General features: G+C 73.8%; 14 protein-coding genes and 1 pseudogene. 8 read left to right on the top strand and 7 right to left on the bottom strand.

Features of this window, described 5'->3' with window-relative positions:
* The first annotated feature begins 77 nt into the window (after positions 1-77).
* The 4 genes from ABT129_RS21255 to ABT129_RS21240 all read left to right on the top strand — a co-directional run bounded on the left by ABT129_RS21255 (position 78) and on the right by ABT129_RS21240 (position 3,891).
* On the top strand, positions 78-971 hold the full coding sequence (locus ABT129_RS21255) for an SAM-dependent methyltransferase (protein ID WP_351903614.1): 894 nt from the start codon (positions 78-80) through the stop codon (positions 969-971).
* A gap of 89 nt (positions 972-1,060) precedes the next feature.
* Positions 1,061-1,501: a Fur family transcriptional regulator gene (locus ABT129_RS21250; RefSeq protein ID WP_351903611.1), complete on the top strand. Its 441-nt coding sequence runs from the start codon at positions 1,061-1,063 to the stop codon at positions 1,499-1,501.
* A 97-nt stretch (positions 1,502-1,598) separates the two neighbouring features.
* On the top strand, positions 1,599-2,681 hold the full coding sequence (locus ABT129_RS21245) for a LuxR C-terminal-related transcriptional regulator (RefSeq protein ID WP_351903609.1): 1,083 nt from the start codon (positions 1,599-1,601) through the stop codon (positions 2,679-2,681).
* A gap of 157 nt (positions 2,682-2,838) precedes the next feature.
* Positions 2,839-3,891, top strand: coding sequence for a helix-turn-helix transcriptional regulator (locus ABT129_RS21240; RefSeq protein ID WP_351903607.1), 1,053 nt, complete (start codon positions 2,839-2,841; stop codon positions 3,889-3,891).
* A gap of 214 nt (positions 3,892-4,105) precedes the next feature.
* Here the strand turns inward: ABT129_RS21240 and ABT129_RS21235 are convergent, their stop codons facing one another.
* The 6 genes from ABT129_RS21235 to asnB all read right to left on the bottom strand — a co-directional run bounded on the left by ABT129_RS21235 (position 4,106) and on the right by asnB (position 11,248).
* Positions 4,106-4,306 (bottom strand): hypothetical protein, encoded by a 201-nt coding sequence (locus ABT129_RS21235; protein WP_351903604.1) that lies wholly within the window; start codon positions 4,304-4,306, stop codon positions 4,106-4,108.
* A 216-nt stretch (positions 4,307-4,522) separates the two neighbouring features.
* On the bottom strand, positions 4,523-5,836 hold the full coding sequence (gene mshA / locus ABT129_RS21230) for a D-inositol-3-phosphate glycosyltransferase (RefSeq protein WP_351903830.1): 1,314 nt from the start codon (positions 5,834-5,836) through the stop codon (positions 4,523-4,525).
* 176 nt (positions 5,837-6,012) lie between these two features.
* Entirely contained in the window at positions 6,013-7,578 is a 1,566-nt protein-coding gene (locus ABT129_RS21225; protein WP_351903601.1) for a class I tRNA ligase family protein, read from the bottom strand.
* Positions 7,579-7,664: 86 nt separating this feature from the next.
* Positions 7,665-8,411, bottom strand: a complete 747-nt coding sequence (locus ABT129_RS21220; RefSeq protein WP_351903598.1) for an SDR family oxidoreductase — start codon at positions 8,409-8,411, stop codon at positions 7,665-7,667.
* A gap of 91 nt (positions 8,412-8,502) precedes the next feature.
* A complete protein-coding gene (locus tag ABT129_RS21215; RefSeq protein ID WP_351903595.1) occupies positions 8,503-9,453 on the bottom strand; it encodes a 2-methylaconitate cis-trans isomerase PrpF family protein in 951 nt (316 codons plus the stop codon).
* A complete protein-coding gene (asnB, locus tag ABT129_RS21210; protein WP_351903592.1) occupies positions 9,443-11,248 on the bottom strand; it encodes an asparagine synthase (glutamine-hydrolyzing) in 1,806 nt (601 codons plus the stop codon). The genes ABT129_RS21215 and asnB overlap by 11 nt, the downstream gene beginning before the upstream one ends.
* 156 nt (positions 11,249-11,404) lie before the next feature.
* Between asnB and ABT129_RS21205 the strand changes: the two genes are divergently transcribed.
* The 3 genes from ABT129_RS21205 to ABT129_RS21195 are packed head-to-tail and all read left to right on the top strand — an operon-like array spanning position 11,405 to position 12,738.
* A complete protein-coding gene (locus tag ABT129_RS21205) occupies positions 11,405-12,154 on the top strand; it encodes a PIG-L deacetylase family protein (protein ID WP_351903589.1) in 750 nt (249 codons plus the stop codon).
* Positions 12,155-12,209: 55 nt separating this feature from the next.
* On the top strand, positions 12,210-12,374 hold the full coding sequence (locus ABT129_RS21200) for a hypothetical protein (RefSeq protein WP_351903586.1): 165 nt from the start codon (positions 12,210-12,212) through the stop codon (positions 12,372-12,374).
* A gap of 34 nt (positions 12,375-12,408) precedes the next feature.
* Entirely contained in the window at positions 12,409-12,738 is a 330-nt protein-coding gene (locus ABT129_RS21195; protein WP_351903583.1) for a hypothetical protein, read from the top strand.
* Between the two features lie 100 nt (positions 12,739-12,838).
* On the opposite strand, the gene ABT129_RS21190 is transcribed toward ABT129_RS21195, so the two are convergent.
* Positions 12,839-13,603, bottom strand: a complete 765-nt coding sequence (locus ABT129_RS21190) for a GbsR/MarR family transcriptional regulator (protein WP_351903580.1) — start codon at positions 13,601-13,603, stop codon at positions 12,839-12,841.
* Positions 13,604-13,875: 272 nt separating this feature from the next.
* Here ABT129_RS21190 and ABT129_RS21185 point away from each other — a divergent pair.
* Positions 13,876-14,073: pseudogene (locus ABT129_RS21185) on the top strand (DUF4097 family beta strand repeat-containing protein); the annotation flags it as partial.

The following is a 14,073-nucleotide window of genomic DNA, read 5'->3' as shown; positions in this document are numbered from 1 at the left end:
TGGGTCCAGCGGCGCGGTCCCGGCGGCACGGGTACCTCGTCCGGACGGCACGGACCGAGCGAGCCCCTGGAGGAGCGATGCACACACCGAGCGGCACTTCCCTGCCCGTCGTGCCCGCGGCGTTCGCTCCGGTCCTGCCGTCCCGATCCGGCCGGGAGCACGAACCCGCCCCCGGTGCCGGTGTCCGGGTCACCCCGGACGCCCTGCCCGGGCTCGAATCCGTCTCCCCCGCCGACGAGCACTCCGTCTGGCTGCACGACGCCCTGCTCGGCCCCCACAGCGCGGACATCGTCCGGTACCTCAGCCTCGCCCGCTCCACCGGCGGACCCGTTCTGGACCTCGGCTCCGGCGCCGGGCGGCTCGCCGTCCCGTTCGCCCGGCACGGCTTCGCCGTGGAAGCCGTGGACCGGGACGCCTCGGCCCTGGAGCGCCTCGAACGCTGGGCCCGCCGGATCGGTCCGCAGGTGGCCGGGCTCGTCGTCACCCACCGGGCGGACCTCGCCGACCTGCGGCTCGACGGCAGCTACCGGCTGGCGCTGCTCGCGGGTGCCATGGTCACCGCCGTGCCCCCGGCCCGGCGGCCGGGGCTGCTGCGCGAGGTCGCCTCGCACCTGGAGACGGGCGGGGCGCTCGCCCTGGACTACACGGCGCACCAGCTGCCGGGGCTCATCGCGGAGCCGCGGCGGACCTGGGCGTTCCAGGTGCCCCGCTTCGACGGGATCGACGAGTGGGTGGTGGCCCGGCAGGTCTTCGACCTGCCGTCGATGAGCGAGCGGATCACCTACTACGCGGCAAGGACCGGCAAGCTCTCCACCGAGCGGGCCGTGCTGACCACCGACAAGTGGATCGTGGACCCCGAGCGGCTCGCGGCGGAGCTGCACGCGGCGGGCCTGCGCATCGAGGGCCGGCGGCGGCACCGGATCGACGAGCGGACCGAGTCCGTCCTGCTCGTGTGCAGGACGGACGTCTGACGGACGGCCGAAGAGCACCTGACGACGTTGACGGGCAAGAGGTACGATGCCCACAAAAGTTTGAGCCGACCAGGTGGCGGGCGGAGAAGATGGCAGTCGTGGAAGACCTGACGGGCCGCGAGGCGGTGATCCAGCGCCTGCGCGACGTCGGGCTGCGGGTCACGGGCCCGCGCCTGGAGGTGCTCACGGTGCTCGCCGGCGGCGGCCATCTCGACGTCGAGGCGATCACCACGACCGCCCGCGAGCGGCTCGGCACGCTGACCAGCCAGGCCGTCTACGAGATGCTGCGGCACTTCCAGGAGACGGGCCTGGTCAGCAAGTTCGACCGGCCGGGCCTGCCCGCGGTCTTCGAGGTCTCGGGGCCGGCGCACCAGCACGCGCTGTGCACGGTGTGCGGCCGCGTGGAGAACGTCACGGCGACGGTGCCGGAGCCGCCGCGCGGCGCGCTGCCGCGGTGGCGGGTCGAGGACGCGGAGGTCGTGTTCAAGGGCCTGTGCCCCGACTGCCGGGCGGAACTCCCCGCGGTCTGACCCCTGTTCAACTCCGTGCGTGTCGTTCGATTCTGTGGCAGGGTCGGGCGGGGCGATTCGACAGGGTCCGCGTGATCCGAGGGGAGTCCGCTGCGCCGTGTCCAGAAACGCCGCCGTGTCCCGTGTGGGCAATGAGCAGGCTCTCGCCGTCTACCAGGAACTCCGCGCCCGCCCCGACGCCTCCTTCGACGAGGTCGCGGACCGGCTGGAGCTCTCCGCCGACGAGCGCGAGCGATGTCGCGAGGAACTCGCCTCCTTAGGACTCACCGCCCCTCAGGACCCGTCGGAACCGGCCACCCCCGACGACAGCGCCGACGGCTCCTCCGCCCCCGCCCCCGGCGGGTGCCCCGCGCGGACCGTCGTCGATCCCGATGTCGCCCTGCTGCGGCTGCTGCGCCGCGAGCGCGACCGGCTCCAGGAGCGGCTCGCCGCGACCAGCCGCGCGCACACCGCCCTCGAAGCCCTCGCCGGACCGTTCCTGCGCGCCGGGGCCGTCCCCCGCTCCGAGGTCGAGGTGGAGATCGTCACCGACCCGCAGCGGGTGCTGCGGGAGCTGACCGAGCTCACCCGGTCCGTGCGTACCGCCGTCCACGTCATGCACACCGGCTCCGTGCGGCGCGAGGACATGACCGCCGAGCTGGAGCGGGACCGCTCCCGGGCCGCCCGCGGGGTCCGGGTGCGCGCCATGTACAGCCGCCGGGTCGGCACCGTGCCCGAGATGACCCAGCACCTGGCGGACCGGGCCGCGCTCGGGGTGGAGCTGCGGCTCTCCCCCGTCGTCCCGATGAACATGGTCCTCGCCGACGAGAACTTCGCCCTGCTGCCGACCGACCCGCACGACCCGGACTCGCCCACGATCCTCGCCCGCGGCCCCGGCCTCGTCCGCTCCTACCTCGCGCTCTACGAGTACTGCTGGCAGGCGGCCGCCCGGTACGGGGAGGAGCCCGGCGAGGGCGGCGGCGACGGACTGTCCGACCAGCAGCGGGCCGCGCTGCACATGCTGGCCTCCGGCATCAAGGACGAGCAGATCGCGCGGAGCCTCGGGGTCTCACTGCGGACGGTCAGCCGGCTGCTCTCGGAGGTCATGCAGGAGCTCGGGGCGGCCAGCCGTTTCGAGGCCGGGGTGAAGGCCGCCCGGCTCGGCCTGCTCGACGGCGAGGGGCTCGAACAGGGGGCCTAGGAGGAGGAGTTGCCGTACGGCACTGTAGGGGGCGGTACGGGAACGGACGCGCGGACGCGGACGGGCACGGGCACGGTCATTGCACGACGGACTCCCGCCGAGCCGTATGACAAGGTGAGGGCGGGGCGACTCGGAGGATGAGGGGGGTCACTTCGCCATGGTCACTGCGGGCGACGGCATCGGGGACGGCGCGAACGAGATCCTGCTGGCCGTGTACCAGGAGCTGCGCCGCCGGGGCGTCTCGGACTTCGAGGAGGTCCGCAGGGACATCGGGCTCGCGCCGGAGGAGTACGAGCGATGTCGCGGCGAACTCCTCACCCTGGGCCTCATCGTGCCCACGGGGCAGGCGCACGCCACCGTCACCGCCGTCCAGGACGGCAGTTGGCGCTCCGAGACGGACACGGTGGCGGCGATCGACCCGGAGATCGCGCTGCTTCGGCTCCTGGAGCGCGAGCGGGGGCGGCTGCGCGAGCACCTGGCCGAGGCGGACGAGGCGTACAGCACGCTGGAGATCCTCGCGGGTTCCTATCTGCGGGCCGAGGCGCTGACCCGGGCGGAGGCGCACGTCGAGGCGCTGACCGACTACCGCAGGATCCAGCAGGCCATCGAGGACATCACCGACGTGATGCAGGAGAGTTCGGCCGCGCTGCACCCGGGGACGCCGGGGCGGCAGAACCCGGACCGGATGCTCGATCGCGACCGGCGGCAGATCGCCAACGGGGTGCGGGTGCGGGCCATCTACGGCCGGCAGGAGGCCACCGACCCGCAGATGGAGAAGTTCCTGGGGCAGCGGGCGGAGCTGGGGGTGGAGATCCGTCTCGCCCCCGTCGTCCCGATGAACATGATCATCGCCGACCAGCAGTTCGCCCTGGTCCCGATCCGTCCCGAGGAGCCCGGCGAGGGCGCGATCCTGGCGCGGGGCAGCGCGCTCGTGCGGCCGTACCTGAGCCTGTACGAGCACTGCTGGCACACGGCGACCCCGTACGGCAACGAGGCGGCGGCGGAGGCGGGCGGCGACGGCCTCTCGGAGCAGCAGCGGGCGGCGCTGCTCATGCTGGCCTCGGGGATGAAGGACGAGCGGATCGCGCGCACGCTCGGGGTGTCGCTGCGGACGGTCAGCCGGATGATCTCGGAGCTGATGCAGGAGCTGGGCGCGACGAGCCGTTTCGAGGCGGGTGCGCGCGCGGTGCGGCTGGGCTGGCTGGACTGACCGCGGGAACGCGGGGCGTTCGTACGGGGAAATGCCGCGGCCCCGCAATCGTGGCAGCGATTGCGGGGCCGGGTGGGAACGGAATTCCCGGACGGATCCCTCGGGGGTTCTCGGGGGGTTCTCGGGAGTTCTCCGGGGTTCTTCGGGGTTCTCGGGGGATTCCCGGGTGGTTCCCCCAGGGGAATTCCCAGGGTGAAGAGCTCGCGGGGCGGCGTCAGTTGGTGGGGGTGGGCTTCGGCGGCACGACCGGCCAGCCGTTGTCCTCGGTGACGCCGGCGACGGTCTGCGGGGCGACCGGGCCGCTGTCGGAGGCAACGGCGACGACGGCACCGCCGGCGACGGCCGTACAGGCGGCCACCGCGACGAGGAGCTGACGGACGGCCTTGCGGACACCGGTGTTCTGCGCAACGGACATGATTCCTCCAGGACTTGGAATGTGAATTCCGCCTTCGGGGGCCCGTGCCGCCGGGCGTTCCCTGAAGACATCTCCATTCTGTCCCCGCCCCCGAATCGAATCCAGGGATCGTCTCTGCGTGGACTCGCCATGGCGTGGATGCGTCAATCCGCCTTCGCCACAACGGAATTGAACGATCCGGACCTCTCCATATCTTTGGTCGAACCAAAAGAGGTGCTAGACTGGTGCGACGGCCTTCTCGTTCCTCCAGGAGAGAGGGGCCGACGGGGCAGGGGCGTGCCGCCGCCCCTGCCCCACCCACCGCTCCGCCCCATGGACGACGGACCGGCGCGTCTCCGCCAGCGCCCCCCGGTACACCTCGACGGTCCGGACGGCCGACGCGCGCCAGCTCATCCCGTGCGCGTGGCGCACCGCCGCCGCCCCCATCGTCTCCACCACCTCCGGATGCGCCGCGAGCCAGCTCAGCCGGCGCGCGTACTCCACCGGGTCGTGCCCGTGCACCAGAAGGCCCGTCACCCCGTCCCACACCGCCGCCGGAAGCCCGCCGACCGCCGCCGCGAGCACCGGCGTCCCACAGGCCTGAGCCTCCAGGGCCACCAGACCGAAGGACTCGCTGCGCGAGGGCACCACGAGCACGTCCGCCGCCCGGTACCAGTCCGCGAGCCGCTCCTGCGGAACCGGCGGGCAGGACCGCAGCACCTCCGTCACCCCCAGCTCCCCCGCGAGCCGCCAGGCCGTCCCCTCGCGGGTCGCGCCCGAATGCCCGCCGACCACCGGGACCAGGAGCCGGCGGCGCAGGCCCGGGGAGTCGCGCAGCAGCTCCGCCACCGCCCGTACGAGCACGTCCGGGCCCTTCAACGGCTGTATGCGGCCCGCGTAGAGCGGCACGAACGCGTCCACGGGAAGCCCGAGCCGGGCCCGCGCGGCCGCCCGCCCGTCCCCCGGGTGGAAGGTGCGCAGATCGACCCCGGGGCGTACGACCTCGGTCCGCGCCCCCTCCGCCCCGTACAGCGCACGCAGCGCCTCCGCCTCGTCGGCGGTGTTGGCGATCAGCCGGTCGGCGGCCGCCACCACCTGGTGCTCGCCCCGCACCCGCAGCTCCGGCTCGGGGGTGTCACCGGCCGCGAGGGAGGCGTTCTTCACCCGGGCCAGGGTGTGGGCGGTGTGCACGAACGGGACGCGCCAGCCCACCGAGGCGATCCGGCCCGCCTGCCCGGAGAGCCAGTAGTGCGAGTGGACCAGGTCGTAGCGCCGCTCCTCCTTGAGCAGGGCCAGCGAGAACGGCACCACCAGGTCGGGCATGGCCTCCTTCGGCAGCGCCCGGCGCGGCCCGGCGTGCAGGTGCCGCACCCGCACCCCCGGGGCGAGGTCGACGAACGGGGGCAGGCCCTCGCCCCGGCAGCGGGTGAACAGGTCGACCTCGGCGCCCTGTTCGGCCAGGGCGCGGGAGAGCTCGACCATGTAGACGTTCATCCCGCCGGCGTCCCCCGTCCCGGGCTGGTGGAGCGGGGAGGTGTGGACGCTGAGCATGGCGACGCGCAGGGACACGTGGGGCTCCTGGGGAGTGGGGGCCACGTGTCCCCGCGCGTCGCTCGCGCGCGGTCACGCGGCGGGAGGGGGATCGATCGGACGCTGGTGCACCGAGCCGCTCGTCTGCCGGCGCGGGCGCCGGGCTACTGGGTTACTTAGTTGATTAGTAGTGGGGGTCAGAAACCGAAGACCGGGCCCGACGGGGGCGCCAGCCGGGTCCCCGGGAGGGGGGCCGCCAGGGCGTGCCGGTCGACCGGCCGCCCCGGCACCGCGTGGAGCGCCGCCGCCAGCCGGTCGGCGCCCTCCGGCATCACCGGCCGCGACCACGCCGACAGGGCCGAGGCCACCGCCAACTGCGCGGCGAGCGCCGGGAGATGACGGCAGGAGGTACTGGGCCGGCAGCGCTCATGGGCGTTGACATGACCGAAGTCGGCCGCCGAGCGGACCATCTCGTCGAGCACGGCCACCGCACGGCGCGGGTCGAACGCGTCGGGGCCGTACGCCTCCCGCAGGTCGTCCACGCCCCGGTGCAGCCGCCGCTCCAGGATCTCCCAGCCGGTGCCGCCGGGCAGCGCCTGCGGGGCGAGACCGTCGCACTCCTCCCGCACGGCGGCGAAGAGCCGGGACAGCCAGCTGTTCCAGCTCTCGTCCAGCTCGCGCCGGGCCGCGGCGAGCCGCTCCCGGTGGAAGACCGTACGGCGGCCCAGCGGGCGGGCCTGGAGGACGTGGCGGCGCAGGGTGTCGGAGCCGTACTCGGTGAGCAGGTCGAGCGCCCAGACGTTGCCCTCCCGGACCCCCTCCTCGATGACGTACGACTCGTTGACGTTGAAGTCCTGCGGCAGCTTGACGTCCTGCGCGAGCAGCAGCACCGGCAGCAGCACGGCGTGGCAGAAGGCGTGCCCGAAGCCGCAGAAGTGGATGGCGCGGCGGGGCAGCGGGCCCTTCAGGTCGTAGCCGAAGAGGTGCATCGCCGCCGTCTCGAAGCAGCCGTCGATCCGGTGGTCCGGGAAACCCTCGACCAGCACCGGGAGGCCCCACTCGGCGGGATGGCCGACCGCGACGTCGGGCAGGCCGTCCTCGACGAGCGACTCGCACAGCGCGGCGAGCCGCGGCGGCAGACCCGCCGTCGCCCAGTGCTCGGCGAGCGTCTCCCGGAACGGCTCCAGGGGCACGTAGAGCCGGCGGCAGCGGCGGGCCACCGCCGGGGTGTCGCAGAGCGCGCAGCGCGCGGCGACGAGGTCGCCGCCGTCGTTGGGGCGGGCGCACTCGTGGCACATGCCGCCGTCGCTGACCGCGCCGCAGTGCGGGCAGCCGCCCGTCGCGTGCGCCCCGTACAGCCAGCGGTCGCAGGGCTCGCAGTACGGGAGCAACCGGGTGCGCGGGGCGATGACGCCCTGCGCGAAGAGACGGCCGAAGAGGTCCTGCACCCAGCGCCCGTACCCCTTGTCGCGGCGCGGGCGCACGATGTGGTCGAACTCCACCCCCGAACGCAGCCAGTCCGCGGTGATCGCGGCCCGGTAGCCCTCCGCGACCTCCTCGGGCTTGCGGTGGTGGCGCAGCGCCCGGACCTCGACCGAGCTGGCGTGGTCGGCGGTGCCGGTGGTGAACCGGACCGCCTCGCCCTCGGCCCGCAGATAGCGGGTGAGGACGTCGGCGGCGACGTACGGCCCGGCGAGATGGCCGATGTGGAGTTCGCCGTGGGTGGCGGGAGGGGTCGCGGTGATCCAGACGGGGGTGCTCATGGGACCTCCTTGACGCTGTGGTGCGGTGGGCTTCGGCGGTCGCCTCGGCGGGAGGCCGGCGGCGGGGCGCCGTCGGCGCAGGGCGGTCAGCGGGGCTCGAAGTGGAAGGAGCGGATGAAGCAGTCACGGGGCTGCTCGACCGCGTAGACGATGCATTCGAAGAGGGCCTGGGTGGTCAGCTTCTCGTCGGGTGCGACGCCGTCCGGATTCGATCCGTCCCACTCCGCGACACGCGGATCGGAGATGGAGAAGTCGGGCGGGAAGAGCGAGAAGACACGGACTCCCGAGGGCCGCAGCCGGCGCGAGAGGATGTCGGCGAAGCCCGCCTGGGCGCTCTTCGCCGCCCAGAAGGCCTCGTGGGCCGCGCCCGCGGTTGCCGCCGAGGCGCCCTCGGCGTCGCGGACCGCGACCATGTTGACGATGTCGGGCCGCAGCGAGCCGCGCAGCAGCGGCAGGAAGTGCTTCACCATGAGGACCGTGCCGCCGGCCGTCGACTCGATCGTCTCCACGATCTCGGCGTCGCTGGCCGCCTCCAGGTCCATGCCGTCGAGCCAGCGGGCACCGTTGTTGACCAACAGGTCGACCCGGTCGGTGTGTTCGCCGACCCGGGCCGCGAACTCCCGTATCTCGGCGGGCCGGCTGAGGTCGCAGCCGAAGGCGTGGATACGGTCACGGGCCGAGCCCATGACCTCGGTACGGGTGCGTTCGGCCGCCTCGACGGTCCGCGCCGAGACGTAGACCTCGGCGCCGAGATGCGCGAATCCGACGGCGAGCGCGCGACCGAAATAGCGGGACGCTCCGGTCACGACGACACGCAGGTTCTCGAATTTCATGTGTGTCTGCTCTCCCCACGGATACCGATGGCCGGTCCGTTTCAGCGTGGCAGAGGGACCGGACCCCGGGCCTGGTGAGCGGGGTGCGCGTTCACGCCGTTGCGTGGACACGCCACGGCAGGTGCAGCCGGTCGAGGAGTTCGGCGCGCTTGTGGTGGACGCGGACGCGGTCGGGTCCGGCGGAGACGGTCACGGTGCCGCCGGGGGTGCGGACGGGGCCGCTCGGGGCGGGCACGACGGTGCCGTCGAGCGCCCCGGCGGCGGCGAGGGCGGCGGCGCCGGTGAGGGCGAGATGGGGGTGCCAGCCGCCGACGGTGAGGGCGCGGACGGAGAGCCCCTCGGGCCCGTCGGTGAACGCGGCGATCTTGGGGAGGGCGGAGTGCGGCGGGTGGCCGAGGAGCCGGGCGGCCTCGGCGCGGAGGGCGAGGAGCCGTTCCCGGAGGGCCTCCTCGGGGAGGTGGCGGGCGTCGACGAAGACGTACGGGTTGCCGTACCGGACGAGCGAGACGGGCACGCCGAGCAGGACGTCGACGGGACGGCCGGTGGGGAGGGCGCCGGGGGCGGTGGGGGCCCTGAGGAAGCTGAGCGTGTACGCGTCCCCGTCCGGCTCGCAGAGCACGGTGTCCCCGGTGGTCACGGCGCGCACGGTGACGGGCCCGGGCCGCCCCGCCGCGACCACACAGGCGAGCAGCGAGTGCCCGCACCCGGCCCGGAAGTCGAGTCGGCCGCCGGGGAGGGCCTGGACGAACCGGTAGTCGAGGGTGTGGCCGGGGCGGGCGGCGGGGCCGTAGAGGGCGAGCTTGCCGAGCCCGGCGTACGGGGTGCCGGCGAGGGCGCCGCGCAGCCGCGCCAGCTCCCCGCCCAGGCCGAGCGCCCCGGCCGGAAGCCGGTCGCAGCGGACGACGAGGGTGGGGCCGGGGGCGTCCCGGGCCCGGACGACGGCGACCGGGACGCACGGCACGGCCGCCGGGGCGGCCGGGACGGGGCGCGGGGGCGGGGCGGACCGGTCCGCCGGGGCGGGGCCCGAGGGGTCAGGCCGCACAGCCGACGGGGATGCGCATGCCCTGGACCACCTCCGTCCACAGTTCGTGGACGGCGAGGGCCCAGAGCGCCTGGGCGTCGTGGTGCGAGGGGCGTTCCAGGTGGCGGGCGAGGAGCGTGCGGACCCGGTCGGCGCGGACCTTCCCGCCGAGCACGAGCCGCGCCGGGGAGAGCAGTTCGCGCACGGTGTCGAGCAGCGGGCTGCCGGGCGCGAGCATCGCGGCGACCGGCAGCGTGAACGGCTGCTTGGGCCGGCGCAGGACCGAGGACGGGAGCAGCTCCGCGCCCGCCTCGTACAGCGCCCGCTTCCCCGTCCGCGCCGCCGTCGGCAGCCCCCGCGCGTGCGTGACGACGGACGGCTGGCAGAACGGCAGCCGCGCCTCGACGGCCCACGCCATGGAGAGGTGGTCGACGCGCCGCAGGTGGTACGCGGGGAGCCGCCAGCGCGTCTCGAAGGCGGTCATCGCGGTGAGCCGGTCCGCGCCGACGGCCTCGGCCGAGCGCAGCTCCTGTTCGATGCGGTCGGCGGCGGAGCCCTGGTCGGCGATGTGGGCCCGGTAGTCGGCGGTGTAGAGGTGCTCGCGGAGCAGCCGGGGCGCGGCCGAGAGGGAGTCGGCGTAGGCGCCGGCCCAGTCGGCTCCGGCGGGTGCGGCGAGGGCGGCGCGCATCCGGTCGTACCCGCCGAAGAGTTCGTCGGCGCCGTCGCCGGTGAGGGCGACGGTGAAGCCGTTCTCGCGGACGGCGCGGAACAGCGCGTACGTGGAGACGGTGATCGGGTCGGCGTTGGGCTGGCCGAGGTGGCGGACGGTCCGGGTGAGGAGGGAGCCGAGCTCGTCGGGGTCGACGGCGACCTCGTGGTGCACGGTCCGGGCGCGGCGGGCGACCGTCCGGGCGTACGCGGCCTCGGAGTCGGGCCACCGGCCCCGGTAGGTGAGGTGGAAGGTGTGCAGCGGCGGCGCGTCGGTCTCCCGTCCGTGTTCGGCGGCGAGTGCGGTGACGAGCCCGGAGTCGAGGCCTCCGCTGGTGATGGCGCAGACGGGCGCCTCGGCCCGGGCGAGCCGCCGCACCTCGCGGCGCAGGACGTCCTGGGTGTCGCCGACGGGGGTGGTGCGGTGGGGTCCCCGGCGGCGTACGAGAGGGGCGGCGCCGGGCCGTACGAGGGCGGTGGCACCGGGCGGCAGGACGCTGACGCCGTCGAGCGCGGTGTGCGTGGAGTACGAGGTGCGGGTGGCGAGGACGGTGTCGAGGGAGTCCTCGCGCGGGGAGATCCGCACCCCCTCGAAGGCGAGGAGGGCGGGGATCTCGGAGGCGAAGCGGGTGGACCCGTCGTACGGGTCGTGGTGGAGGTGGACCGGCTTCATGCCCATGTCGTCGACGGCGAGCACGAGTTGGGCGGTGCCGGGGCGAAGGTCGAGGACCGCGACGGCGAACATGCCGTCGAGGTGCTCGGCGAAGGCGGGGCCGTACTCGGCGTAGAGCGCGGGAAGGAGCGTGCCGTCGCAGTGGTCGGGGAACCGGTGGCCTCGGGCGGCGAGGCTCCGGCGCAGTTCGGCGTGGTTGTAGATCTCGCCGTTGAGCACGGCGAGGACGCCGGGGAGGTGCGGCAGCCGGTAGGGCTGTCGTCCGCCGCGGGGGTCGGTCACGGCGAGCCGGTCGCACCCGAGGGACCAGCCGGGTCCGCTGAGCACCTGGTGCTCGTCGGGTCCGCCGTGGCGTTGGCGGGCCGAGACCGCCGCGAGCTGCGCCGGTTCGGGGCGGTCCGCCCCGGCGGCGAGGGAGCCGAGAATCCTGCACATGCCGGTCGCCTCCGAAGTCACTGTCCTCAACACAACAGACTGGTCGCGCCCAATGATTTGAATCTACCAAGTTTTTGAATGGCGCGTAAGTGCCATGTCCGGTTCACGCCAGGGCTTGGCCTTGCGACGCCCCCGCCACCCCAACAGGCTGGACACATGGAGGACTTGGCGACCGATCCCACTCAGCTCACCGACCGGGGCGCACCCGAATCCCTGCTGGTCGTGGCCGCGCACCCGGACGACATCGAGTTCTGCGTCAGCGGCACCGTCATGCGGTGGATCGAGCGCGGCACCCGCGTCACCTACTGCATCGTCACCGACGGCGGCGCGGGCGGCTACGACGAACGGCTCCCCCGCCAGGCGATGGCGGACCTGCGCCGGGCCGAACAGGTCCACTCCGCCAAGCTCAGCGGCGTCGCCGACGTCCGCTTCCTCGGCTACCCCGACAGCTTCGTGGAAGCCTCCGTGGACCTCCGCCGCGACCTGTGCCGGGTCATCCGCGAAGTGCGCCCGCAGCGCGCGATCATCCCCTCGCCCGAGATCAACTGGGCGCGGGTGGCCGACCTCCACCCCGACCACCGCGCGGTCGGCGACGCCTGCCTGCGCGCGGTCTACCCCGAGGCCCGCAACCCCTTCGCCCACGCCGAACTGCTCAAGGAGGAGGGCCTGGAGCCCTGGACCGTCCACGAGCTGTGGCTGATGACCGGCCCCACCCCCAACCAGTACGTCGACGTCACCTCCGTCTTCGACCGCAAGGTCGAGGCCCTGCGCATCCACACCTCCCAGACGGCCCACTTCGACGACCTCGCCGGCCTCCTCCGCACCTGGCTCGGCGAACACGCGGCAGCCGGCGGCCTGCCCCCGGGACGCATGGCGGAGGCCTTCCAGATCGTGCGCATCGACTGACGGCGGTCGCGACGGGAAGCGGTTCCTCCGCGGAACCGACGGGTACGAGGCGTACATGTCAAAGGGTTGGGGCTGGTTCCTCCTTGCCGTGTTCGCCGTCTGGACCGTCCTCGCGCTCCAGTGGACGGACCTGGGCTGCGACTACCCGGAGGCGTACCTCGCCGTGCTGCGCTTCGGGACACCCGAGGGCCTGGAATTCCTGCCGGCCTGCGGCGGGTGAGGCGCCCGGGCCGCCCCGTGCTTACGATCGGGGCATGACCCTTCGCCATGGTTCGTCCCTGTCCCTGTGGTCCCGGGACTCGTTCCTGTCCGTCGGCTCGGTCGGGTCGATGCTCTCGGTCGGCTCGGTCGGCTCGTTCCTGTCGATCGGCTCCGTCGGCTCGTACCTGTCCGTCGGGTCGGTCGGCTCCGCGCTCTCGGCGGCCTCGGCCGGCTCCTGGCTGAGCGTCGGTTCGGTGCTCTCGGCCCAGTCGTGCTGGTCGGTGCTCTCCTGGCGCTCGCGCCGGGGAGTACTCGCGGCGGGAGCCGTGCTCGCCGTCGCCGGGTCCGTGGCGCTGACCGCGGGGGCGCGACGGAACCGGTGAGCCGCCGAGCTCCCGAGCCGCCGACCCGCTGAGCCCGCCGAGCCGCCGCGCCGAGGGGGTGCTGCCGCGCCCAGGAGGTGCCGGGCCCAGGAGGTGGCCGCTACCCGTCCTGGCCCCGGGCCGCGCCGGGCTCGGCGGTGTCGACCCGGGGCGGCACCGCCTTCGTGTGGAGGATGTCGCGGGCCTGCTCCGCCGCACGGGCGATGCTCTCGGACACGAAGTCCAGGAAGCGGGCCACGTTCTCCAGGCGGGTGGCGGCCGGGGTGTCGGGGCCGAGGACGCCGACGCCCTGCCGGGCGATCTCGACGATCTGGGCGGTGGACCGGGCGCTGGCCACCATCGACTGGTACCAGATGTCGTCGTCGACGATGTACCGCTCGCGGCGGCGCTCGTCGCGCTCCCGGCGGACGAAGCCCTGACTCTCCAGGAACGTGACCGCCTTGGAGATGGACGCGGGGCTGACCTGGAGGCGCTGGACGAGTTCGGCCGCGGTGAGGCTGCCGGTGTCGGTGAGGGTGAGGCAGGCCATCACCCGGGACATCATCGTGGGCATGCCCGAGCCCATGAGGACCGCGGTGAACGTCTCCTCGTACTCGCGCACCGCCTCCGCGTCGCGCCCGTGGAGCTGCTCGGGCGCCGCCGGGTCGCGGGGGGCGGCCTGCCGGCGCCGGTGGGTGCGGCGTTCGGTGGCGCGGTGGGCCGACTCGGCGCGGTAGGAGGTGGGCCCGCCGTTGCGCATCACCTCGCGCGTGACGGTCGAGGTCGGGCGGTCGAGCCGTCTGGCGATCTCCGCGTAGGCGAGGCCGTCGGCCAACCCCAGTGCGATCTGCTGGCGTTCCTGCTGGGTGAGCCTGCCTCCCGGCATCGCGGTCTCCTTCGTGGTGCTGCGCGTTCCGTGTACTGCCCGATGCCCGCAGCATAGCGTTCACGCTCAACCCATTGCAACGATCCCCTCCCTGACGTTGCGTTACCCGTCAGCCCCATTGCAACAACTTTCCCGCATCCACCTGCAGTTACGGCATTTCTGCGCAACGAACACGTTGCCATACCCGCGAACGCAACGTAGCTTTTCCTTCATCGGAAACAACGCGTCGAAGAGGCCGAACAAGCCGAACGACCCGGACGAAGGAACACACCATGCGGAAGTTCACCACCCCCACCGCCCTCACCACCGTCCTCGACATCCCCGCCGGCACGATCCGCCTCATCGCCTCCGACCGCACCGACACCACCGTCGAGATCCTCCCCGCCAACGCCTCCAACACCCGCGACACCAAGGCCGCCGAACAGACCACCGTCACCCACACCGACGGCGTCCTGCGCATCGAGGCCGCC

Origin of the sequence: Streptomyces sp. NPDC002057, from assembly GCF_040296665.1 — a bacterium.
Lineage (GTDB): Bacteria > Actinomycetota > Actinomycetes > Streptomycetales > Streptomycetaceae > Streptomyces.
The sequence above is the reverse complement of the archived record's forward strand: the minus strand, read 5'-3'. Positions and strand labels throughout refer to the sequence as shown.